The organism is Acidocella aluminiidurans (assembly GCF_055383125.1).
The window spans coordinates 2,057,519-2,080,597 of the sequence record NZ_AP031589.1 but is presented as its reverse complement, the minus strand read 5'-3'; the positions used below and the strand labels follow the sequence as shown (position 1 = coordinate 2,080,597).

The window sequence follows — 23,079 nt, the reverse complement described above, 5'->3', positions numbered from 1 at the left end:
CGTAGGCGCGAGAGGTTACTCCTCCGGCGGCTCGTAGCCTGCGGTTTCCAGCATCGCGCGGTCGCAGACCTCGACCAGCGCGGCGCGGTCGAAGCCATTGAAAGCGGTGCGCAGGCAGGCCCCATAGGCGCCGAGCTGGCCGATTTCGATCCAGTCGCCCTCCGCCACGTCGCCGGGCAGCAGGAAGGGGCCATGCATCACATCCAGCGAATCGCAGCTTGGGCCGAAGAAGCCGAAGGCCATGTCCGGCGCGCCGTGGCTGGCGCGGGCGCGCAGCAGGCGTGTAGGGAAGCGAAAGCGCAACGCCCCGGCATCCGCAAGGGCGCCATAGACGCCATCGTTGATATAGAGCATCTCGCCACGGCGCAGCTGCACCTGCACAACCACGGAGGCGCCCCCGCCCACCAGCGCGCGGCCTGGCTCGGCCCAAAGCTTCAGCCAGGGCATCTCCAACGCGTCATAGGCGGCGTCGATCTCGGCCATGAAGGCGCCAAGCGGCGGCGGGTCCATGTCCGGATAGGCGACCGGGAAGCCGCCGCCGACATCGAGTACATCCACAAGCACGCCAGAGGCGCGGATCACCTCGCCGGCCAGCTGCATGGCATCGCGCCAGGCCAGCGGGTCCAGGCATTGCGAGCCGACATGGAAGGCCAGACCGAGCTTGCCGGCCAGCGGCCGGGCGGCGCGCAGGAGGTTGATTGCGGCGTCAGCATCCGCTCCGAATTTCTTTGACAGATTGATGGCGGCACCGGTCTCGGGCAGGCCGAGGCGAATGAACAGGCCGGGTTTGGTCTCGGGCTTAGCGGTCTCCGGGCGGTTCAGCTCATCCATGATCTTGGTGAGCTCGCTTTCCGAATCCAGCACGAAATCGCGCACGCTGTGCAGCATCCAGGCTTCACGGATGGCGGTGCGGGATTTCACCGGGTGCATGAAATGAATCTCCGCACCGGGGAAGAGGCGGCGGACCAGTTGCACCTCGGAGATGGAGGCGCAGTCGAAATGGCGGACGCCGCCATCCCATACGGCGCGCAGAACGGCCGGTTCCGGGTTGCACTTCACGGCATAGAGCACGTCGCCATTGAAGGCGGTGGCGAAGGAGCGGGTGGTGGCGCTGATCACATTCGGGCGCACGCAATGCAGCGGCTCCTCGGGGCGCAGCGTTTTGACCATCTCACTGACGGTCGGCAGGATTTTCACGTCGCCACGCAGCGAGATGTGGCGGTGCAGCGGGCCCACGGCCGCGCGGTTTTCGATTAGGCTCATTATGGAAAGTCCCCGGCATGCGACGGCAGGCATTATAGGCCCGCCAAAAATTGAAGCGAAAGAAAATCCAGGGAGCGGCAGTGGTTAAAAGCCGTCAGCGCCTGAATTCAGACGGTTCGATCAGATGCTGGTCTGAGGACTTCGCATCACGATATTCCGCTCTAAAAGCAACATCAAAACTCTCCCAATTGATCCCGGCTTCCGGGGAAACCGACTCTCGACCTACCAGGATGCGTCTCGTCGTTACTGTACCTGGCTTGCCAGGTTCGCGGCACGTGCGATGCATCGGACAAACCCAAGTGGGGTTGAACAAACAATGCTCTAAGCCATTAGGCTCGGCGCGAGTTATGCTATTTTTGCATGCGAACTAGAAAAGACTGGCGGCATTTTGCCGGCCAAGGGACTCAGGCCACAACGCGCGGCTGCATCGGGTTGGGTGAGGTTGGCAGGGTCTCCTGTACGGATGCGCTCTGGCGGTGGTCGATCGCCATATAGCCGCGGCCCCAGTTGGTTTCGATGAAATCATCCACCCCCAACGCCTGCAGCTTTTTGCGAATCTTGCAGATGAATACATCGATAATTTTCGGGTTCGGCTCGTCCAGCCCACCATAGAGATGATCGAGAATGGCTTCCTTGCTCAGCACCACGCCTTTGCGCAGAGCGAGGATCTCGGCGATCTGATATTCCTTCTTGGTCAGCGTCACCGGCTTGCCGTTGGCGTAGATTTTTTTCGCGTTCATGTTGATCTCGACCTGGCCGATGCGCAGCGCGTTTTCCTGGAACCCACGGGAACGGCGCACGAGATTTTGCACCTTGATAAAAACCTCCTCGTGCGACAGCGCATCGACGATCAAATCATCCGCGCCTGTTTGCAGCACCCGCAGCCGCACGGCCTCGCTCATGCCGCGGGCGACCGCGATGACCGGTGCGCGCACGCGTGCCAGACGCAGCTTGCGAACCAATTCCAGGTCACCCAGCCTGGTTTCCGACAAGCGCAGCAGAATGGCGTCGTAATCATAAAACTTGACCAGATCGAGAGCCTCCTCCGGATCGCTGGTCTCGTCGACGATGGCCATGCGCGAGCGGAGAAAGGCAGTAAAAAGATCTTTTTTATTCGATATCGTCTCAAAAGAGAGTATCTTCATGGCTGCCTCCGTTATGTTCGCCGAACGAATACAACCAAGAGGGGTAATCGTCAATAAATTTATTTAATAATCCCGCACAGGGTGTAAAAAGTAAGACATAGTTTATAAAATTATTAATCTCAGGTTGCGGCTCGTGGAGGGTTATAGCGAGGATATGGTTTATCAGAGGTTTGCGGCCGGCTGCTTAGCGATACCGGTGCCAAGACGAAGCGTCCGCTTTGTGGCGGCCGTTATAAGAATGGCTGATAAAATCCGGCGAGAGATTTGTCTGTCCGACGTGCCGGCGTCAGCATGAGGGCTGGAAAGGCGCGCCTGAAACAAAGCCGGAGCGTTCAAGTTGCACCGACGCTCTGAAATCATGACGCCAGAGCCTATTCCGTTTCCATCGGCGGGCGGAACATGCTCCAGCTTTTTGTTTGGGCAAGCAACGTTATCCGATCAAACGATGCCGTTTATCGGATGTTGCTCTCGGTGGGGGCGCCGCGGCGGTTGAGGATGTGGATCTGCGCGCTGGCAGGAGTCTGTTGCGGCTGGCATCGTGCCAATAAGGCCGCCGCCGTGTTCTGCCAGGCGGGCGGGATGAAGTCCGCTTCAATCTGCGCCTGTGCCTGGGCGACGAGTTCAGGGTGATCGATCCAGGAGCGGATGAGCGCTTCCGCCGCGGCAAGATCGTCGGGATCGAAATAGCCGCAGAAAGGGCCGCCGGCTTCCGGAATGGCCGAGCTGCCGGAGGCCAGGACCGGTTTGCCGTAACAAAGGGATTCCGTCACCGGCAGGCCCCACCCCTCGTAGAAAGATGGGTAGAGGGTGAACAGGCAATGCTGATAGAGCGCCGCGAGCTGGGTTTCGCTGGGTTGATCGACGAACAGGATGCGGCCGTCCAGATAGGCGGAATTCTCCAGCTGCTGCATCAGATCCTTGGTCAACCAGCCTTCCTTGCCGGCAAACACCAGGCGGGGCACGCCATTGGCCGGGGGGGTGTGCAGCAATTGCCGCCAGACCCGCAGCATGCCGCCATGATTTTTGCGCGCCTCGATGGTGCCGACCATCAGAATGTATGGGTCCGGCAGCGGGCGCGCCAGCCTCGTGCCGATGATCTTGCCGGCGCCGCCGGGTGGCAGGCGTGATTGCGGTGGAACACGGCGATTGCGGCGCTCCAGGCTGGATTGCAGATCCGTCAGCGTGTTCTGGGAAATCGCGAAGACGGCGTCGGCACGGGGAACCTGCTCGTCCAGCCAGAGGGAAAAATCCCGCACCATCGATTGGGTGCACCATTCCGGAAACAGGTCCGGGATCATATCATGCGCGAACAGGCCAAGGCGCGCCCCGGCGGCGGTCAGGCTGTTGAGAAAGCCAGGTGCGTAGGGGCGCTCCCAGGAGGCGCCGAGATGGATCAGCCAATCGCCAGCGCCAAGGGTGATTGGCGGTGTGTCCGGGGCAGGCGAGGGTGTCGTCGTTGGGGGTGTCTGCGCCGGCGGGCTGAGTGTCGCCAAGCCAGCCCGGGCGAGGGCTTTGAGTGCTTTGGCACCGGCCAGGCCAGCCCGGTAGAGTTCGCCAAGCGGGAGCCGGTAGGCGGGCGGCAGGCGGCGCGCCGCCTGGTATAGGCGTCCGGGTCTCGGTGCCTTGACGGTGGGCGGGGGCGGTGCGGTTTCCGGGACGGATGGTTCCTGGTCCGCAGTGGCGCGGATACGTGCCTCCAAAGCGCCGAAATCCACGGCCAGCAGGCGGGTGCCGCGCTCATTGCGGCGGCAGAAGCCGATATCGAAAGTGCTGCCTCGGAGTTGGGCGGCGGCGGCGCAGGTTTCGAAGCTGAAACGCTGGATCCCGGTGGGGCGGCGCGCGGTTTGGAAGAAATTGATCAGATCTTCGACATCGAACCAGATGGTCATTGTTCCGCCCCTTAGATTTGGTTTCACATTAGTATCGTTTTGGTAAATTATCTATCCCAGCTTGTCGTGAGCCCTGCTCCATCCGACCATTGCGCCGGCCAGCGCGGCCCGGTAATTTGCCGGCCATGACGAAAAATCTGGCGTTTGGCTTGGTTCTGGCGTTTTCCTTGGGCGGCCTGGCGCAGGCGGCGGAGCTGCCGTCCCGCGCGGCGGGGCTGTGGCAGAGCACAACCAACGTGACCGGCCCGGGCGGCGCGCCAATGGCGAATGCCCAGGGGGTGGTGACGCTGACCTGCGTGGACCCGGCGACCGACCGGAAATTCCTGCTTTCCGGCCAGAGCCGCTGCAGCCAGCTCAGCATTACCGGTTCCGGCGCCACCTACACGATTTCGGGCACCTGCGTGCAGCCGGCCGGGACTGTGAAGATTCATGAGACGCTGGATTATGCCAGTAATAAATCCGTGCAGCTGAAAGCGGATTTCAGCACCAGCTCAGGCGAGATGTCGATGGTCTCCGACCTGCAATGGCAGGGCCCGTGCCCGGCCGGGATGGCGCCGGGGGATGAAGGCAGCATGCGCGACGGCGTCTTCGTCAAGGCGGGCAATATCAACGACCACGCGCCTTGAGCGGACAGGCCGGCCGGGGCTCGTTCAGCCGCTTGGCGTTCGGGCGGCTCGGCATCATGGCGGTGCTGGGGTTTTCTTCCGGCCTGCCTTGGGCGCTCTCCGGGCCGACCTTGCGCTATTGGATGTCCGGCGAGCACGTGCCGCTAGGCATGATCGGGCTGACGGCGAATATCGGCCTCGCTTATCTGCTGAAATTCGTCTGGGCGCCGTTTTTCGATGAGGCGAAGCCGTTTTTCTTCGGGCGGCGGCGCGGCTGGTTGATCCCGGTGCAGATCGCGCTGGCGCTGGCCATCGCGGCGTTGGCGCTGAGCGACCCTGGCCAGGATGTCTGGCTGACGCTGGGGCTGGGGGCGCTGGTGGCGTTTCTCTCCGCCAGCCAGGACATCATCATCGATGCCTGGCGCATCGAGGCGTTTGCGCCGAATTTGCAAGGTGCGGCGTTGGCCTGCGAGGTTTGGGGCTGGCGGGTGGCTTATCAGGTCTCCAATGCCGGGGTGATCGCGCTCTCCATCGGGCTCGGCTGGCATGGGGCGTTCGGGCTGATGGCGGTGCTGGCGCTGCTGGGGCCGTTGGCGGTGCTGTTTGCGCCGGAGCCGGAGGTGGCGCGGGAGGCGCATCCGGCAGGGCTGGCGGCGCGCTTCTCCCAGGCGGTGCGCGAGCCCTTGCAGGAGTTTCTCGGCCGGCGCGGGATTGCGGTGATCATCGGCTTTATCGTGCTGTTCCGGCTCGGCGGCGCGCTGGGCGGGACGATGCTGGCACCTTATTATACCGCTTTGGGGTTCGACCGCGCCCATATCGCGGTGGCGAATGGGCCGCTTTCGCTCATCTGCGGCATTGCGGGAACGGGGTTGGGTGGCTTGCTGGTGATGCGGATCGGCGTGGGGCGGGCGCTGCTGTTCACCGCCTTGCTGCAGGTGGCCGCGCTCTGCCTCTACCCGGTGCTCGGACTCTATCCGCATCTGCCCTATATTCTGCTGATCATCTCGGCGGTGGAGGCGTTCACCGACGCGTTTTCGGATACCGCCTTCCTCTCTTATCTGTCAGGGCTGTGCCATCCGGAGCATACCGCCACGCAATATGCGCTGCTCTCCTCGCTGGCGCCGCTGGCGCTGCACACCATCGCCGGCGCTTCCGGCTTCCTGGCGGCGCGCACCGGGCTGGTGAGCTTCTTCGTCATCTGCGCCTTCGCGGCGCTACCCGGCATCGCGCTGCTGCTGGTGATTTTGCGCCTCTACCCGCCGAACGAAACCCGGCTCAAATCAGCCTGAGCGTGTCGCCGGTGCGGATTTCGCCGCCTTTGGTCACTTCCGCGAAAATCCCCAGCTCGATATGGCCGAAATGGGTGCGCAGCTCTTTCACCGGGTTGGCGTCCCGCGCGGCGGTGTCCGGGTTGACCATGGTGGCGGCGCAGCGATCGATGCGCTCGCGCACCACCATCTCCACTTCGCCGATGGCCAGGGTGCGGCCGAGCCAGGTGAATTCCTCCCAGGGCTTCGTGCCCTCCAGATAGAGATTGGCGCGGAAGCGGCGGGCATCGCGCGGGGCGCCGACAGCGTCTTCCAATGCGGCCAGCGAGGCCCTGCCGATCAGGCTGATCACCTGGGTCTTGTGGTCACAGAAACTATGGCCGGGGAAGAAATGGAAGCGCGGTGCCTGCCCCTCGCTGCCATAGCGCGCCTCCTCGCCCAGGAAGGCGGTGAAATAGGCGGTGAGCGCGGCCTGGCCCTCCGGGGTGAGCGGCGAGGCGATGAGCGGGCCGTCCGGGCCTTCGATATGCAGCATCCGGGTGGCGTCATCGAACCTTGTACGCAGCAGGGCGGCTTTGGGGGTCTTGGCCAGGCACATGAAATTCATCTTGGAGATCCAGGCCGGGTTCGCCTCGTCCAGCACGGCGTCGCCCTGTTTCAGCGCGAAGGCCCGGTCCCAGGGGATGCAGCGCCCTGGCGAGAGCTGGGTGGCGGTCAGAAGCTCCGGGGTCAGGCCCTTGACCGGGTAGCGATAGAGCGCGGCGATGTGCATTGAACGACCCCAAAAATCCACTTGAGACAGATCATGGCTTTGCCCATATTGGGTTGGCAAGGTTACGTTGCCTATTGAGGGGCGGGACCTGAACGTTGCCTGGGATGCAGGGACGATGAAGGAGCAAGAATATGGATTTTGAGAAATTCACCGAGCGGGCGCGGGGCTTCATACAAGCGGCGCAGACCATCGCGATGCGTGAATATAACCAGCAGATCACGCCGGAGCATTTGCTGAAGGCGTTTCTGGATGATGAGGAAGGAGCAGCCAGCGGGCTGATCCGTATTGCCGGGGGGGATCCGCAGGCGGCGAAGCAGGCCGTGGATAGCGCTGTGGCGAAATTGCCGAAAGTGCAGGGGGCCGGGGCCGGCCAGCCGAGCGTGACACCGGATCTGGTGCGCGTGCTCGATGCCGCCCAGCAGGCGGCGCAGAAGGCCGGCGATAGTTTCGTGGCGCAGGACCGGATGCTGGTGGCGCTGGCTGGTGGCGATAATGCCGCTGCCCGCGCCCTGAAGGCGGCTGGCGTTTCCGCCCAGGCGTTGGAGAAGGCGGTGGCCGACATGCGCAAGGGCCGCAAGGTGGACAGCGCCACGGCCGAGCAGCAATTCGATGCCCTGAAAAAATACGCCAAGGATGTGACCCAGCTGGCGCGCGACCAGAAGCTCGACCCGGTGATCGGCCGCGACGAGGAGATACGCCGTGCCATCCAGGTGCTGGCACGGCGCACCAAGAATAACCCGGTGCTGATCGGCGAGCCTGGCGTGGGCAAGACCGCCATCGTCGAGGGGTTGGCGCTGCGCATCGTCAATGGCGATGTGCCGGAGAGCCTGCGCAATAAGCGCGTGCTGGCGCTGGATCTCGGCGCGCTGGTGGCGGGGGCGAAATTCCGCGGCGAGTTCGAGGAGCGGCTGAAGGCCGTGCTGAAGGAGATCGAATCCGCCGAGGGCGAGATCATCCTGTTCATCGATGAGATGCATACGCTGGTCGGTGCCGGCAAGTCCGACGGCGCGATGGATGCCTCCAACCTGCTCAAGCCCGAGCTGGCCCGTGGCGCGCTGCATTGCGTCGGCGCCACCACGCTCGATGAATATCGCAAATATGTGGAGAAGGATGCCGCCCTGGCGCGGCGCTTCCAGCCGGTTTTCGTGAACGAGCCGAGTGTCGCGGATACCATCTCCATCCTGCGCGGCATCAAGGAGAAATACGAGCTGCATCACGGCGTGCGGATCGCGGATAACGCGCTGGTCGCCGCCGCCACACTCTCCAACCGCTACATCACCGACCGGTTCCTGCCGGACAAGGCGATCGACCTGGTGGATGAGGCGGCCTCGCGGCTGCGCATGCAGGTGGACAGCAAGCCCGAGGCGCTGGACGAGCTGGACCGCCGGCTGATCCAGTTAAAAATCGAGCGTGAGGCGTTGAAGAAGGAGACCGACCCGGCTTCGCGCGAGCGGCTGGAGAAGCTGGAGGTCGAGCTGGGCGAGCTGGAAGAGCGCTCCGCCGAGATGACCGCCAAATGGCAGGCCGAGAAGGCGCAGCTCACCGACGTGCAGAAGGTGAAAGAGCAGCTTGAGCAGGCCCGCAACGAGGTGGAGCTGGCGCAGCGCAAGGGTGATCTCGGCAAGGCATCCGAGCTGCTGTATGGCCGGATTCCGGAACTGGAGAAACAGCTCGCCGCCCAGCAGGACGGGCAGATGGTGAATGACGCGGTGACCGAGGATTCCATCGCCGCCGTCGTCTCCCGCTGGACCGGCGTACCGGTGGAAAAGATGCTGGAGGGCGAGCGCGCCAAGCTCCTGCGCATGGAGGATGATCTGCGCCGCCGGGTGGTGGGGCAGGAGGCGGCTCTGGTCGCGGTCTCCAACGCCGTGCGCCGGGCGCGCGCGGGGCTGCAGGATCCGAACCGGCCGATTGGATCGTTCCTGTTCCTGGGGCCCACCGGTGTCGGCAAGACCGAATTGACCAAGGCGCTGGCGGAGTTCCTGTTCGATGATGAGCGGGCGATGGTGCGCATCGACATGAGTGAGTTCATGGAGAAGCATGCGGTCTCGCGGCTGATCGGCGCGCCGCCGGGCTATGTCGGTTATGACGAGGGCGGCGTGCTGACCGAGGCGGTGCGGCGGCGGCCTTACCAGGTCGTGCTGTTCGACGAGGTGGAGAAGGCGCATGAGGATGTGTTCAACGTGCTGCTGCAGGTGCTCGATGATGGCCGGCTGACGGACGGCCAGGGCCGCACGGTGGATTTCAAGAACACGATCATCGTGCTCACCTCCAATCTCGGCTCGGACATTCTGGCCGCGCAGACCGAGGGCGAGGATGTACGCCTGGCCGAGGCCGGGGTGATGGCGCGGGTGCGCGAGCATTTCCGGCCGGAATTCCTCAACCGGCTGGATGAGATCGTGCTGTTCGGCCGGCTGCAGCGGGCGGATATGGGGGCGATTGTCTCCATCCAGCTGAAGCGGCTGGAGGCGTTGCTGGCGGATCGTAATATCCGGCTGGAGCTGGACCAGTCCGCGCGGGATTGGCTGGCCGAGGCGGGATATGACCCGGTCTATGGCGCGCGGCCGCTGAAGCGCGTGATCCAACGCAACCTGCAGAACCCGCTGGCGGGGCTGATCCTGGAAGGGGCGGTGAAGGATGGCGAGAACGTGAAAGTGTCCGGCTCGCCGGATGGTTTAGTGATCGGCGGTCATCTCGCCGAGGCCGCTTAAGTGCTAGGCTCCCCGGAAGGTCGCACTTCCGGGGAGTTTTTATGTCCGACACCGCGCTGCTCGTCATTGACGTTCAAAATATTTACGCCCTGCCTGACTCGCCGCTCTGTGTGCCGGGCATCCAGGCGTCGCTTGGCCGGATCAACCAGCTGATCGAGGCGTTCGGCGCGGCCGGCAAGCCGGTGATCTATGTACGCCATGTGCACCGCGCGGATGGGCGTGACGCCGGGCGGATGTTCGATTTCGCCGGTACAGCGGAGCCGGTCAGTTTTGTCGAAGGCACCGCCGAGGCGGATTATGTGGATGGGTTGATGCAGTTGCCGGCGGCACTGCATATCACCAAGCACCGCTATTCATGCTTCGAGGGCACCGCGCTGGAGCCAATTCTGCGCAGTCTGGGCGTCAGCCGGTTGGCAATCTGTGGCTATATGACCAATTTCTGCTGCGAGACCACGGCACGCGCCGCGCATGACAAGGATTACTTCGTGGATTTCATCGCCGACGCGACGGGGGCGCCGGACCTGGGCGCTGATTACCGGCAGGAAGCGATCATTCAGGCGGTGAGCGCAACGCTGGGGGCCGGTTTTGCTCGGATTTTCACGACCCGGGACTATCTTGAAGCTATGCGTTGAGTGCATAGCTATTTTTTTGAAAGATTTTCCGGCGGATTTTGCCGCGGGTCGAGGAGGAGATGAGGGTTTGCCTCGGATTTTGTCGGTTTTTACTGACGATGACGCTGCGTTGACAGTTGCTGTCGGTCGGCGTTAGAAGCCGCTCCACCGACGGGCGCTTCGGACTTGATCTGAGGCGCTTGGGCGGGTAGATTGGATGGCCTTGCTACGAACCTTTTGGTTTGTGGGTTGAGATTTTCCGGTTTAGCTCTTTGACAATTGCATAGGCTGGGAAGGGATACGCTGGTGGCGTTTCCGGGGATTGGTTTTACTGATCTCTGCTGGGTGGTTTGACTATCCAGGTGATGATATGAGGGTCGGGTTAAGTTCTGTTTTTACCTCTGTCGTTTGGAAGCGTTGTCTTGTGTATTTCTTTTGAAATTACGTACAGAAACGCTTCGAATATTCTTGGTTGAAAGACTGAGGAACGACATGTTTGAGCAGGGCTTTCTTCATTTATATTTAGTGCCGGTTAGGCGCTGGGTAGGATGAACTTGAGAGTTTGATCCTGGCTCAGAGCGAACGCTGGCGGCATGCTTAACACATGCAAGTCGCGCGGTCAGCAATGGCAGCGGCGGACGGGTGAGTAACACGTAGGAATCTATCCTGGGGTGGGGGACAACAGCGGGAAACTGCTGCTAATACCGCATGATACCTGAGGGTCAAAGGCGCAAGTCGCCTTGGGAGGAGCCTGCGTCTGATTAGCTTGTTGGTGGGGTAAAGGCCTACCAAGGCGACGATCAGTAGCTGGTCTGAGAGGATGATCAGCCACATTGGGACTGAGACACGGCCCAAACTCCTACGGGAGGCAGCAGTGGGGAATATTGGACAATGGGGGAAACCCTGATCCAGCAATGCCGCGTGTGTGAAGAAGGTCTTCGGATTGTAAAGCACTTTTGGCAGGGACGATGATGACGGTACCTGCAGAATAAGCCCCGGCTAACTTCGTGCCAGCAGCCGCGGTAATACGAAGGGGGCTAGCGTTGCTCGGAATGACTGGGCGTAAAGGGCGCGTAGGCGGCATGTACAGTCAGAAGTGAAATTCCTGGGCTCAACCTGGGGACTGCTTTTGATACGTGCGAGCTAGAGTGAGGAAGAGGGTTGTGGAATTTCCAGTGTAGAGGTGAAATTCGTAGATATTGGAAAGAACACCGGTGGCGAAGGCGGCAACCTGGTCCTTAACTGACGCTGAGGCGCGAAAGCGTGGGGAGCAAACAGGATTAGATACCCTGGTAGTCCACGCTGTAAACGATGTGTGCTGGATGTTGGGGAACTTAGTTTCTCAGTGTCGTAGCTAACGCGATAAGCACACCGCCTGGGGAGTACGGCCGCAAGGTTGAAACTCAAAGGAATTGACGGGGGCCCGCACAAGCGGTGGAGCATGTGGTTTAATTCGAAGCAACGCGCAGAACCTTACCAGGATTTGACATGGGGAGGACCGGTACAGAGATGTACTTTTCCCGCAAGGGACCTTCCGCACAGGTGCTGCATGGCTGTCGTCAGCTCGTGTCGTGAGATGTTGGGTTAAGTCCCGCAACGAGCGCAACCCTCGCCTTTAGTTGCCATCATTTAGTTGGGCACTCTAGAGGAACTGCCGGTGACAAGCCGGAGGAAGGTGGGGATGACGTCAAGTCCTCATGGCCCTTATGTCCTGGGCTACACACGTGCTACAATGGTGGTGACAGTGGGAAGCTAGGTAGTGATACCGTGCTGATCTCTAAAAGCCATCTCAGTTCAGATTGTACTCTGCAACTCGAGTACATGAAGGTGGAATCGCTAGTAATCGTGGATCAGCATGCCACGGTGAATACGTTCCCGGGCCTTGTACACACCGCCCGTCACACCATGGGATTTGGTTTGACCTTAAGTAGGTGCGCTAACCGCAAGGAGGTAGCCTACCACGGTCGGGTCAGAGACTGGGGTGAAGTCGTAACAAGGTAGCCGTAGGGGAACCTGCGGCTGGATCACCTCCTTTCAAGGATATGATCCTGAGCATTGGCTGGCTTTTGCTGGCTGATTTGGGATTTTCCTGAAAAAAAGACCTAGATCGGATGATTTAGGCAACACATCCTGTCCGGATGTTGTCATGAAGCGCCATCAACGTATCCCTTTCCTGTAACAGCGGCGGTGTCGGTTTTTGTCGATACCAACCGATGCGGACTTTAGATCTCGGGCTAGTAGCTCAGTTGGTTAGAGCACACGCTTGATAAGCGTGGGGTCGGAGGTTCAAGTCCTCCCTGGCCCACCATGATTGGTGGTGGTGTTTGAAAGAACGCCATGCCTGCCGATGACGGAGCGGCTTGCTGCGAAGTCTGGATCGGCCAGGCCAGATACCATGCTGGGGATGTAGCTCAATTGGTAGAGCACCTGCTTTGCAAGCAGGGGGTCGTCGGTTCGATTCCGTCCATCTCCACCAGATTTGGTTGGTTGTGGTGAGCAGGGCTTGGCGGCCTTGCGCGGATGTCTGTTACAGGTAAGCACGAGTTTCGAGCTGATTTACCTTGTTCCTGAAAAGGTCAAGGCGAAGAGGCTTGGATGTTTGTTCCCAGCTGCAATGTCGGGAACGAATTTGTTCTTTGTCATGGTGAATAGGTTTTGGTGCATCTGGATGCGCGCATTGATTTTTGGGGTTTCGGCCTTGAGGATCGGTCCGGGCTTCTTGTGTTGGGTTGTCTGACCCGTGGAGAGCGTAAGCTTGAAGCGAGACACAAGATGGTTCGAGTGTTCAGTGCATGTGTGATCTCATCTGCCTAACAGTCAAACGCTGTTGGAAGTTGGGTTTGCCTGGTGAAGTTGTTTTGACGATTGCTGTACCTAGCGGCGATGTTGAGATGATGGAGGGTGAGCCGGAACGCCGATGGATGGTTCCTGTTTATGGTGGGTAGCGCGTTATTGTGTGTTCAATGCGATAGCGTGTGGTGAGAACGAATTGAACGACAAAAGGGCATTCGGTGGATGCCTTGGCACCAGGAGGCGATGAAGGACGTGGCACGCTGCGTAAAGCTTTGGGGAACCGCGAGCAGGTTTTGATCCAAAGATATCCGAATGGGGAAACCCCTCCGCAAGGAGATCTCTATCTGAATTCATAGGGTAGAGAGGCAAACCCGGGGAACTGAAACATCTCAGTACCTGGAGGAAAAGACATCAATTGAGATTCCGCTAGTAGTGGCGAGCGAACGCGGAGCAGGCCAGTGCCTCAAATGACGTTAGCAGAACGGTCTGGAAAGTCCGGCAATATGGGTGATAGCCCCGTATGCGAAGGCAACATTTGAGGACTTGAGTAAGGCGGGGCACGTGAAACCCTGTCTGAACATGGGGGGACCATCCTCCAAGCCTAAATACTCCCTGGTGACCGATAGTGGACAAGTACCGTGAGGGAAAGGTGAAAAGCACCCCGACAAGGGGAGTGAAAGAGACCTGAAACCGGATGCCTACAAGCAGTCGGAGCACCTTTTGGTGTGACGGCGTACCTTTTGTATAATGGGTCAGCGAGTTTCTGTTCGCGGCAAGCTTAAGTCGTTAGACGTAGGCGCAGCGAAAGCGAGTCTGAATAGGGCATTCAGTCGCGGGCAGAAGACCCGAAACCAAGTGATCTAGCCATGGCCAGGCTGAAGGTGGGGTAACACCCACTGGAGGGCCGAACCCACGCCTGTTGAAAAAGTCGGGGATGAGCTGTGGCTAGGGGTGAAAGGCCAATCAAACTTGGAGATAGCTGGTTCTCCGCGAAATCTATTGAGGTAGATCGTCGTATGTATGCCCTGGGGGGTAGAGCACTGGATGGGCTAGGGGGTCCCAAAGACTTACCAAACCTAACCAAACTCCGAATACCCAGGAGACTTGTACGGCAGACAGACGGTGGGTGCTAAGGTCCATCGTCGAGAGGGAAACAGCCCAGACCACCAGCTAAGGTCCCCAAATTATGGCTAAGTGGGAAAGGATGTGGGAATTCCAAAACAACCAGGAGGTTGGCTTAGAAGCAGCCATCCTTTAAAGAAAGCGTAATAGCTCACTGGTCTAATAGAAATCCTGCGCCGAAAATGTAACGGGGCTCAAGCCATATACCGAAGCTGTGGGCTTGGCATTAGCCAAGCGGTAGCGGAGCGTTCTGTAGGCCTGCGAAGGGATACGGGTGACCGGTCCTGGAGGTATCAGAAGTGCGAATGCTGACATGAGTAGCGACAAACAGAGTGAGAAACTCTGTCGCCGTAAGTCCAAGGGTTCCTGCGCAAGGTTAATCCGCGCAGGGTGAGCCGGCTCCTAAGGCGAGGGCGAAAGCCGTAGTCGATGGGAAACAGGTGAATATTCCTGTGCCTGCTAGAAGTGACGAATGCGAGATGTTGTCAGGTCTTATTGGATTGATCTGGCTTTTTAAGCATTCCAGGAAATAGCTCTAGCATATAGACCGTACCCTAAACCGACACAGGTGGACTGGTAGAGTATACCAAGGCGCTTGAGAGAACTATGCTGAAGGAACTAGGCAAATTACTCGCGTAACTTCGGGATAAGCGAGACCCAATTGTGGGCAACCATGATTGGGTGGCACAAAAGAGGGGGTAGCGACTGTTTAGTAAAAACACAGGGCTGTGCGAAGTCGAGAGACGACGTATACGGTCTGACGCCTGCCCGGTGCCGGAAGGTTAAGAGGAGGTGTGCAAGCACTGAATTGAAGCCCCGGTAAACGGCGGCCGTAACTATAACGGTCCTAAGGTAGCGAAATTCCTTGTCGGGTAAGTTCCGACCTGCACGAATGGCGTAACGACTTCCCCACTGTCTCCAGCGTAGGCTCAGCGAAATTGAATTCCCCGTGAAGATGCGGGGTACCCGCGGTCAGACGGAAAGACCCTATGAACCTTTACTGCAACTTTGCAGTGGTATTAGGAGAGTGCTGTGTAGGATAGGCGGGAGGCATTGAACCCGGGGCGCTAGCTCTGGTGGAGCCAACCTTGAAATACCGCCCTGAACTCTTCTGATATCTAACCGAATCCCGTTATCCGGGATCGGGACCCTGCATGGTGGGCAGTTTGACTGGGGCGGTCGCCTCCCAAAAAGTAACGGAGGCGCGCGATGGTGGGCTCAAGCCGGTCGGACATCGGCTGTTGAGTGCAATGGCATAAGCCCGCCTGACTGCGAGAGTGACAGCTCGAGCAGAGACGAAAGTCGGCCATAGTGATCCGGTGGTTCCGCATGGAAGGGCCATCGCTCAACGGATAAAAGGTACTCTAGGGATAACAGGCTGATCTCCCCCAAGAGTCCACATCGACGGGGAGGTTTGGCACCTCGATGTCGGCTCATCACATCCTGGGGCTGGAGCAGGTCCCAAGGGTTCGGCTGTTCGCCGATTAAAGTGGTACGTGAGCTGGGTTTAGAACGTCGTGAGACAGTTCGGTCCCTATCTGCCGTGGGTGTTGGAGGCTTGAGAGGATCTGTCCCTAGTACGAGAGGACCGGGATGGACGTACCTCTGGTGTACCGGTTGTCGCGCCAGCGGCACAGCCGGGTAGCTAAGTACGGAAAAGATAACCGCTGAAAGCATCTAAGCGGGAAACTTACCTCAAAACTAGGCCTCCCTGAGGGTCGTGGTAGACCACCACGTTAATAGGCCGGGTGTGGAAGCGCAGTAATGTGCGAAGCTAACCGGTACTAATCACCCGATAGAGTTCAACATCGTCTCACCAACCCCATAAGCAGCAATCATCCATCCGGACGAAAAGCTGATTTGGACAAAAGCAAACGAGATCACACAAAGCTGCTGATGACAAAGCGTTAGCGAAGTCTGAAGCAGCCAGCTCAAAAAAGCACCAAAACCTCAACCACGACAGCTTAAATTGATAGGCTGGACGACCTGGTGGCTTTGGCGGGGAGCCTACACCCGATCCCATCCCGAACTCGGACGTGAAAATCCCCAGCGCCAATGGTACTGTGTCTTAAGGCACGGGAGAGTAGGTCGCCGCCAGGTCTTCCAGCCTATCAATACCAAATAACAAAAACCGCCCAAGGGACACCAAGGGCGGTTTTTTACTCGGTGACGCGGGGTGGAGCAGCCCGGTAGCTCGTCAGGCTCATAACCTGAAGGTCCCTGGTTCAAATCCAGGTCCCGCAACCAAATCCTACAATCAAATCAATGCTCAATGGCCCCTCTCATGGGGCCGTTTGCGTATCTAAGCCCTAGGGCAGTCTTAGGGTAATTTAACTCGAAATCCCAAACCTGATGGCCTATGGTCGTGGTCTGCCAATGATCCTCAACCGGAGCGCGTTATGCGCAAGGGGGTGTCATGCCGACCGTCGAGCTGTTGGGTGGAAAGGTTCAGATTTATCAGCGCGGCAATAGCCGCTTCTGGCAGGCGCGGGCGTCTGTGGCTGGCCGGCAGCGACAATTCAGTACCAAGCAGGAGGGCCAGGAGCTGGCCGCCAAGGCGGCGGAGAGCTGGTACTTCAAACTGCACGGCCAGGCCGAAGCGGGTGTGTTGAATGACCGTCCGACTTTTAGGAAGGCGGCGGAGCAGTTCCTCAAGGAATATGGCGTCATCACCGAGGGCGAGCGCTCGGAGAAATGGACCGAGAGCCATGGGATCCGGTTGCGGGTGCACCTGTTGCCGTTCTTTGGGGCGTTGCCGTTGGACAAGGTCACGCCCGGCAAGGTGCAGGAATATCGCGTGCACCGGATGACGAGCTATGCCGCGCCCAACCCTCACTCCAAAAGTCAGCATAAGCCCAAGGCCAAGCCGCCGGCCCGCAGCACGCTGCACGATGAGGTGGTGACGCTGCGCATGGTCCTCAAAACCGCCATTCGCCATGGCTGGCTGGAGCATCTGCCGGACCTGACGCCGCCTTATCGGACCCAGGGCAAAATCACCCACCGGCCCTGGTTCAGCCCCGAGGAATATAAGCAGCTTTACGAGGCGGCGCGGGCTTATGCGAAGGAACCGTTCCGCTCACACCTTAAGTGGAATGCCGAGCAGGTTTATGACTTCGTGCTGTTCATGGCCAATACCGGGTTGCGGCCAGATGAGGCGTTTAATCTGCAGCATCGGGATGTGACGATTGCTGAGGGTGACGGCAAACAGGAGCTTCTGGAGATCGAGGTTCGCGGTAAGCGCGGTGTCGGGCATTGCAAGAGTATGCCAGGGGCTGTGCGGGTTTATCAGCGGCTACTGGCGCGGGCTAAGCCGGTGCAGGCGGAATCCCGCCGGGAGCGGCAGCACCGGCGCAGGACTGGCGGGGACGCGCCCGCTCCTCCCGCACCTGAATATCCGAAGCCGACCGACCTCGTCTTCCCGGGCAATCACATCAAGCTGTTCAATAATCTGCTGGCGCGCACCGGATTGAAGCTGGACCGGGATGGCAAGGCTCGGACCGCCTATAGTTTGCGCCATACCTATATCTGCATGCGGCTGATGGAGGGCGCCGATATTTATCAGGTGGCGAAGAATTGCCGCACCTCGGTTGAGATGATCGAGAAGCATTATGCGATCCATCTGAAGAACACGCTGGATGCCACCGCCATCAATGTCATGCGCAAGCGGGCCTGGAGTGGGAAAACGAAAACCGGTGCGCGGAAAGGCGCGCGGAAGGCGGGAGAGGGCAGTGCGGAATTGGATGGGGATGGGGCGGATTAGAACTGGGCGGAACTGACGGAAAGCCGGGTGCAGGCCCGGCGAAATAGCGATCCGCTTGGCGGATCGCCAAGAAGCGCACCCCTTGCGGGTGCGCAATCAGGGGCTTGGCCCCGCTTGATTATTTGACTTCTGTCGTCTCAATGAAAATCACGGCTTTTGCCAACAATCCGTTCCTGGCGTGGATGGCCGGGGCGCCGGTTTGGGGGCTGGGTGGCGTCCGGGCCATCGAGTCTGGTGATCCAGCCGGAACGGTCAGCCAGACGCGCGACGGTAATGTGGGTCACACCTTCCTCCGAGCGTTGCAGCCGCCCCTCGGCGATGAGTAGCGTGGCGCCGAGGATTTGTTGCCGCAGGCTTTGCACCAGCGACGGCCAGACAATGAGGTTGGCGATGCCGGTCTCATCCTCGATGGTGATGAACACCGTGCCCTTGGCCGTGCCGGGGCGCTGGCGGACGATCACCACCCCAGCCAGGCGGAGCTTTGTTCCGTTCCGGGCCTGGGTGGCTTGCATGCAGGTCACGGCACCGGCTGCCGCCAGCTTATCGCGCAGCAGCGCGCAGGGGTGGGCGCGCAGTGATAGGCCGAGGGTGCGATAATCCGCCACCACCTCTTCGCCAGCACTCATTAAAGGCAGTTCGGCTTGCGGTGCTGGGCCTGGTGCGATGAGCGCCGAACCTGTCTGACGCACGGCCACCTGCCAGAGCGCGTCGCGGCGGCCGGAGGTCAGGCTGGCCAGCGCGCCGGAGGCGGCCAAGGTTTCCAAAGCGGCTTTGGGCAGGTCCAGCTCTTCGATACGGGTAAAATGCCGCCCGGCCAGCTTCTCCGCCCATCCTTGCTGGAAGCCATCCACCAGCCGCAAGCCCAGCCGTAACGCGCCGCCTTCCAATGTGCAGTCCCAGGTGGAGGCATTCACATCCACCGGCAACACATCCACCCCGTGCTCGCGCGCATCGCGGATAATCTGCGCCGGGGCATAGAACCCCATTGGCTGGGCATTGATGAGTGCCGCCGCAAAGGCTGCCGGGTGGTGGCATTTGAGCCAGGCGGAGACATAAACCAGCTTGGCGAAACTCGCCGCATGGCTCTCGGGAAATCCATAGGCGCCAAACCCCTCGATCTGCCGGAAACATGCCTCGGCAAAGCCTTGCTCATAGCCGCGCCGCACCATGCGCCCAACCATCATGGTTCTGAATTTGTCGATGGTGCCGAGATTGCGGAAAGTTGCCATGGCCCGGCGCAGCCCGTTGGCTTCCTCAGGCGTAAATTCCGCCGCCACCATGGCGATCTTCATCGCCTGTTCCTGGAACAACGGCACGCCCAGGGTTTTGGCCAGAATCTCTTCCAGCTCATTCGGCAAGCCCCCGGCGCGCGCCGGGTAGCTTACCGCCTCCTTGCCCTGGCGGCGGCGCAAATATGGATGCACCATATCCCCCTGGATTGGGCCGGGCCGGACGATGGCAACCTCGATGACGAGGTCGTAGAATTTTTGCGGCCGCAAGCGCGGCAGCATGTTCATCTGCGCCCGGCTTTCCACCTGGAACACGCCGATCGAATCGCCGCGTGAGAGCATGTCGTAAGTGGCTTTGTCCTCAGGCGGGATGTCCGCCAGATCCTGGATGCCGAGCAGCGCAAAGCATTTGCGGATGCAGGTGAGCATCCCCAGCGCCAGCACATCCACCTTCATCATTTTGAGCGCGTCGATGTCATCCTTGTCCCATTCGATGAAGCTGCGGTCCGCCATGGCGGCGGGGCCGATGGGCACGCTCTCATCCAGCCGCCCTTTGGTGAGCACAAAACCGCCGACATGCTGGGAGAGATGACGCGGTAGCCCCACCAGACCGCGCGCGATGATCAGCGCGCGCTTAAGGCGCGGTTCCTCCGGGTCCAGCCCGGCCTCGCGCAGCGTGTCCGCGCCCCATAACTCGTCGCCGGGGTTCCAGCTCTGCGCCGCCAGTATCGCGGCGGTGGTGTCAGGCAGGCCCAGCACCTTTGCCACCTCGCGGATGGCGGAACGCGGGCGGTAATGGATCACCGTGGCGGCGATGGCGGCCCGGTTGCGGCCATAACGGGCATAAAGATACTGGATGACCTCCTCGCGCCGCTCATGCTCGAAATCTACATCGATATCCGGCGGGTCGCCCCGCTCGGCGGAAACGAAACGCTCGAACAGCAGATCGCTCTCGGCAGGGTCCACGGCGGTGATGCCCAGCGCGTAGCACACCGCCGAATTGGCCGCCGAGCCGCGCCCCTGGCAGAGGATTTTTTGCGCCCGCGCATAGCGGACGATGTCATGCACGGTGAGGAAATAGCGCGCATAATTCAGCTGGGCGATGATGAACAGTTCCTTGTCCAGTAAGGCTCGTACCTTCTCCGGCACGCCAGCGGGGTAGCGCCAAGCCGCGCCGCTTCGCACCAGATTGGCCAGATGCGTATCCGGTGTCAGGCCCGGCGGTACGGGCTCGTCGGGGTATTCATAGGAAATCTGGCCCAGCGAGAAATCCAGGCGCTGCAAAATCTCCTGCTGGCGGCTGAGCGCCTCTGGAAATCTGTAAAACAGCCGGGCCATCTCAGCGGGGGATTTAAGATGCCGCTCGCCATGCGGCTCCAGCAGAAACCCTGCTTGCTCGATGGTGCAGCCCAGGCGGATGCAGCGCATCACGTCCTGCAATTCCCGGATGGTGGCGCTGTGATAGAGCACGTCATTCGCCGCGATGAGATGTAGGCCGTTGGCTTGCGCGAGGTTTTGCAGGGTGGTGAGCCGTGCCAGATCATCCGGCGCATAGCGGCGCACCGCCGCCACATAAAGCTGCCGGCGCAATTGTTGTCCGGCCAAGCGTAGCCATGCGGTGAACGCATCATCCAACACCGGCGGCGGCACGGCGATGAAAATCTGCCCCTCGGCATGGGCTACAACATCTTCGAACCGGAGCCGGCATTCGCCCTTGGGCGCGTGGGCCTTGCCCAGGCTCAGCAACCGGCAGAGCCGTGCCCAGGCCGCGCGATCAGAAGGGTAGCAGACCAGGTCCGGTGCATCCTCCAGCACCAGCCGGCTACCCGCCAGCAGGCGCAGCCCGGCGGCCTTCGCCGCGACATAGGCGCGCACCACCCCGGCCACGCTATTGCGATCGGCAATGCCGATCGCCTCATGCCCCAGCGCCTTGGCCTGCTCCACCAGGCTTTGCGGATGCGATGCCCCTTCCAGGAAGGAGAAGGCGCTCTGGCAGAGCAACTCCGCATACATCAGGCGAAAAACCCGTGCAGATACCAGCGTGGTGTGGCCACCCCTTCATGCAGCCCGGCGCGGAACAGCCAGAAGCGGGCCCCTTCCATATCTTCCACCTGATAATAATCCCGGATCTTCTCCAATTCCGGCCGGGCGGGGTCAAAAGGGTGCGCCCACCAATCCCGCGCGATACGCTCCGGCCCTGTCGCCCAGCGCAGCCGGTGGGCTTGCCCATCCCAGGTAAATTGCACTGGCGGATCATCGGGCACCGGGGCGATGGCGGTGATCGGTACAGGCGGGGTGAGCAAACGAATGGGGCGGGGGTGATGCGGCGTGGGCCACTCCACGGGCCGGGCCTTCACGGCCATTCTTTGTACCGCGAATTCCGGGATATGCGAAGCATGCGGCGCCGCCCGCCAGAGTCGAGCGGGACCTAGACGGTTGAGCAGCGTGTTTAGCGGCCGGGCGTAATCCGGGGCTTTTGCGCCCATGTCCTGTTGCTCCAGGGGCAACGGTTCGGTGAGCGGGGCCTCGAGGGCAACCGCCTCGATGCCAAAGCCCGGATCGATCTCTCGCGCCAATTTTTCGATCAGCAATTTGGCGATTTGCGCCTCATCCCGGCAGGGGGCGGCAAAGGCAAGGTGGATCGCCGGGCAGGCGCGATCCACCCGGTAAAACCGGGCGGTGAGTGCGGTTGCGCCCAATGTGGCTGCGGTGAGCCGTGCGCAGAGCCGGGCCGCCAGCTTGATCAGCACCGCCTGTAACTGCGCGGGCAGCAGTAGCGGCTCCATAAACGGTTCCGCTTCGCGCCATTCCGGTGGCGCGGTGATGAAGCGGATGACCTCCGGCGCCTCACCCAGTGCCTGGGTCAGCCGCAAGGCGGGTGCTTGCCCATAGCCCGCCACCAGCCCGGCCCGTGGCAGGCGTGCCAACTGCCCGATGGTGCGAATGCCGATGCGGCGCAGCCGGGCGATGGGTTCTGGCGCCAGGCGCAAGGCCGCCAATGGCAGGAGCAAAATATCAGGGTTGCCCGGCTTGCCGTAGCGCGCCAGCCCCCAGGCGGCGGCGGCTGTATCCGCAATCGCCATCCGGGCACTGGGGAGCCGTGCCGCCAGCCGGGCCATCAGCCCGGTCTCCCCGCCAAACAGATGCGCGCAGCCGGTAATGTCCAGTATCACCCCATCTGGCGGATCAGGCGCGGTGAGGGGCGTAAAAGCCTGGCACCACAGCGCCAGGTTCGCCAGATCATCCGGCTCGGCGCAGGCCAGGGAGAGAAAGCGGCGCTTCTGCATCCCATCCCTCCTTCAGCGTAAACAGATACGTCCCCGGCATGGCCCCTTTGGCGTAGAGCAGCTCCGCCCGCAACACCGGGGCATGGGGGTTGCCTCGCGCTGGATGCACCATCCAGCGCGAGGCAAAGGCGGTGGAATCCTCCCGCGTTTGGGCAGGGGCGTGGCGCAGCACCAGCCCCAAGCCGCCGCCTTGCTTTGCCGCCAGCGCCAGGCGTTTGGCGGCCAGCCGCGAAAGGGCTTCGCATGCCACGACCCCCGCCATACCGCCGCGCAAAGCCACTTCCGCTGAACCCAGGGCTTCGGCATCGTCCTCCGCCTGGGCAAACAGGCAACAGGCCGGATCAACCCCTGCCCAAGCCAGCCCTGGCGGATACCAGTCTGGTGCCGCGCTCACCCACAGAGCCGGGCGCTCTCCCCAGACCATCCCCAGTAGCAATGCCACCAGACCGGCATGTGCCGCCGTGCCCATCGGCGCGCGGAACTCATGCACGGCCGGGCAGGCGCGCAGAAAGGCCGGAAATGCAGTGGCGATAGCGGGGTGAGTGGACGAGAACATAACAAGAACATTGAATCCACAACTCGGCTTGAGAGTCGAGTCGGATTTTGTGCGGCTGTATCATGACA

Annotated in this window: 12 protein-coding genes, 3 tRNA genes and 3 rRNA genes; 11 read left to right on the top strand and 7 right to left on the bottom strand. The window is 60.9% G+C overall.

From position 1 onward, the window contains the following. Positions 1-15 precede the first annotated feature (15 nt). From ACZ46S_RS10310 to ACZ46S_RS10300, 3 genes are all read right to left on the bottom strand, one after another. Complete coding sequence (locus ACZ46S_RS10310; RefSeq protein WP_464061652.1) at positions 16-1,263, bottom strand: type III PLP-dependent enzyme; 1,248 nt, start codon at positions 1,261-1,263, stop codon at positions 16-18. Positions 1,264-1,667: 404 nt separating this feature from the next. Further along, entirely contained in the window at positions 1,668-2,408 is a 741-nt protein-coding gene (locus ACZ46S_RS10305; RefSeq protein WP_464061651.1) for a response regulator transcription factor, read from the bottom strand. Between the two features lie 452 nt (positions 2,409-2,860). Then, positions 2,861-4,297 carry a glycosyltransferase family 4 protein gene (locus ACZ46S_RS10300; RefSeq protein WP_464061650.1) on the bottom strand — a complete coding sequence of 479 codons (1,437 nt, stop codon included), beginning with the start codon at positions 4,295-4,297 and terminating at the stop codon, positions 2,861-2,863. A 125-nt stretch (positions 4,298-4,422) separates the two neighbouring features. Here ACZ46S_RS10300 and ACZ46S_RS10295 point away from each other — a divergent pair, with 125 nt between their 5' ends. Further along, complete coding sequence (locus ACZ46S_RS10295; RefSeq protein WP_464061649.1) at positions 4,423-4,923, top strand: DUF3617 domain-containing protein; 501 nt, start codon at positions 4,423-4,425, stop codon at positions 4,921-4,923. After that, entirely contained in the window at positions 4,920-6,191 is a 1,272-nt protein-coding gene (locus ACZ46S_RS10290; RefSeq protein WP_464061648.1) for an AmpG family muropeptide MFS transporter, read from the top strand. The genes ACZ46S_RS10295 and ACZ46S_RS10290 overlap by 4 nt, the downstream gene beginning before the upstream one ends. Here the strand turns inward: ACZ46S_RS10290 and ACZ46S_RS10285 are convergent. Then, positions 6,178-6,942, bottom strand: coding sequence for an MOSC domain-containing protein (locus ACZ46S_RS10285; RefSeq protein WP_464061647.1), 765 nt, complete (start codon positions 6,940-6,942; stop codon positions 6,178-6,180). The two genes, ACZ46S_RS10290 and ACZ46S_RS10285, sit on opposite strands and share 14 nt — an antisense overlap. 131 nt (positions 6,943-7,073) lie before the next feature. Here ACZ46S_RS10285 and clpB point away from each other — a divergent pair, with 131 nt between their 5' ends. The 9 genes from clpB (at position 7,074) to ACZ46S_RS10240 (ending at position 17,939) form a co-directional block, all read left to right on the top strand. Beyond that, the gene (clpB, locus tag ACZ46S_RS10280; protein ID WP_464061646.1) at positions 7,074-9,653 is read left to right on the top strand and encodes an ATP-dependent chaperone ClpB; all 2,580 of its coding nucleotides are present in this window, start codon (positions 7,074-7,076) and stop codon (positions 9,651-9,653) included. Between the two features lie 41 nt (positions 9,654-9,694). Then, positions 9,695-10,285, top strand: coding sequence for a cysteine hydrolase family protein (locus ACZ46S_RS10275; RefSeq protein WP_464061645.1), 591 nt, complete (start codon positions 9,695-9,697; stop codon positions 10,283-10,285). Between the two features lie 529 nt (positions 10,286-10,814). Further along, a 16S ribosomal RNA gene (locus tag ACZ46S_RS10270) occupies positions 10,815-12,299 on the top strand. A gap of 196 nt (positions 12,300-12,495) precedes the next feature. Continuing rightward, positions 12,496-12,572, top strand: a tRNA-Ile gene (locus tag ACZ46S_RS10265). 92 nt (positions 12,573-12,664) lie between these two features. Beyond that, positions 12,665-12,740, top strand: a tRNA-Ala gene (locus tag ACZ46S_RS10260). A gap of 512 nt (positions 12,741-13,252) precedes the next feature. Continuing rightward, positions 13,253-15,988: ribosomal RNA gene (locus ACZ46S_RS10255) — 23S ribosomal RNA — on the top strand. Between the two features lie 176 nt (positions 15,989-16,164). Further along, positions 16,165-16,279 (top strand): 5S ribosomal RNA (gene rrf / locus ACZ46S_RS10250). Together the 16S, 23S and 5S rRNA genes with 3 tRNA genes alongside form the textbook arrangement of a ribosomal RNA operon. A gap of 70 nt (positions 16,280-16,349) precedes the next feature. Then, a tRNA-Met gene (locus ACZ46S_RS10245) sits at positions 16,350-16,426 on the top strand. 169 nt (positions 16,427-16,595) lie between these two features. Then, the gene (locus ACZ46S_RS10240; RefSeq protein WP_464061644.1) at positions 16,596-17,939 is read left to right on the top strand and encodes a tyrosine-type recombinase/integrase; all 1,344 of its coding nucleotides are present in this window, start codon (positions 16,596-16,598) and stop codon (positions 17,937-17,939) included. Positions 17,940-18,076: 137 nt separating this feature from the next. Here the strand turns inward: ACZ46S_RS10240 and ACZ46S_RS10235 are convergent, their stop codons facing one another. The 3 genes from ACZ46S_RS10235 to ACZ46S_RS10225 are packed head-to-tail and all read right to left on the bottom strand — an operon-like array spanning position 18,077 to position 23,011. After that, positions 18,077-21,181 (bottom strand): error-prone DNA polymerase, encoded by a 3,105-nt coding sequence (locus tag ACZ46S_RS10235; protein ID WP_464061643.1) that lies wholly within the window; start codon positions 21,179-21,181, stop codon positions 18,077-18,079. Beyond that, entirely contained in the window at positions 21,181-22,455 is a 1,275-nt protein-coding gene (locus tag ACZ46S_RS10230; RefSeq protein WP_464061597.1) for a Y-family DNA polymerase, read from the bottom strand. The genes ACZ46S_RS10235 and ACZ46S_RS10230 overlap by 1 nt, the downstream gene beginning before the upstream one ends. Further along, the gene (locus ACZ46S_RS10225) at positions 22,409-23,011 is read right to left on the bottom strand and encodes a hypothetical protein (protein WP_464061596.1); all 603 of its coding nucleotides are present in this window, start codon (positions 23,009-23,011) and stop codon (positions 22,409-22,411) included. Before ACZ46S_RS10225 ends, ACZ46S_RS10230 begins: the two co-directional genes overlap by 47 nt. Positions 23,012-23,079 lie beyond the last annotated feature (68 nt).

Coding starts and splice junctions, on each gene's coding strand:
- ACZ46S_RS10225 (WP_464061596.1), bottom strand. CDS start 23,011: ATGTTCTCGTCCACTCACCCCGCTATCGCCACTGCATTTCCGGCCTTT.
- clpB (WP_464061646.1), top strand. CDS start 7,074: ATGGATTTTGAGAAATTCACCGAGCGGGCGCGGGGCTTCATACAAGCG.
- ACZ46S_RS10235 (WP_464061643.1), bottom strand. CDS start 21,181: ATGTATGCGGAGTTGCTCTGCCAGAGCGCCTTCTCCTTCCTGGAAGGG.
- ACZ46S_RS10230 (WP_464061597.1), bottom strand. CDS start 22,455: ATGCAGAAGCGCCGCTTTCTCTCCCTGGCCTGCGCCGAGCCGGATGAT.
- ACZ46S_RS10240 (WP_464061644.1), top strand. CDS start 16,596: ATGCCGACCGTCGAGCTGTTGGGTGGAAAGGTTCAGATTTATCAGCGC.
- ACZ46S_RS10275 (WP_464061645.1), top strand. CDS start 9,695: ATGTCCGACACCGCGCTGCTCGTCATTGACGTTCAAAATATTTACGCC.
- ACZ46S_RS10305 (WP_464061651.1), bottom strand. CDS start 2,408: ATGAAGATACTCTCTTTTGAGACGATATCGAATAAAAAAGATCTTTTT.
- ACZ46S_RS10300 (WP_464061650.1), bottom strand. CDS start 4,297: ATGACCATCTGGTTCGATGTCGAAGATCTGATCAATTTCTTCCAAACC.
- ACZ46S_RS10285 (WP_464061647.1), bottom strand. CDS start 6,942: ATGCACATCGCCGCGCTCTATCGCTACCCGGTCAAGGGCCTGACCCCG.
- ACZ46S_RS10295 (WP_464061649.1), top strand. CDS start 4,423: ATGACGAAAAATCTGGCGTTTGGCTTGGTTCTGGCGTTTTCCTTGGGC.
- ACZ46S_RS10310 (WP_464061652.1), bottom strand. CDS start 1,263: ATGAGCCTAATCGAAAACCGCGCGGCCGTGGGCCCGCTGCACCGCCAC.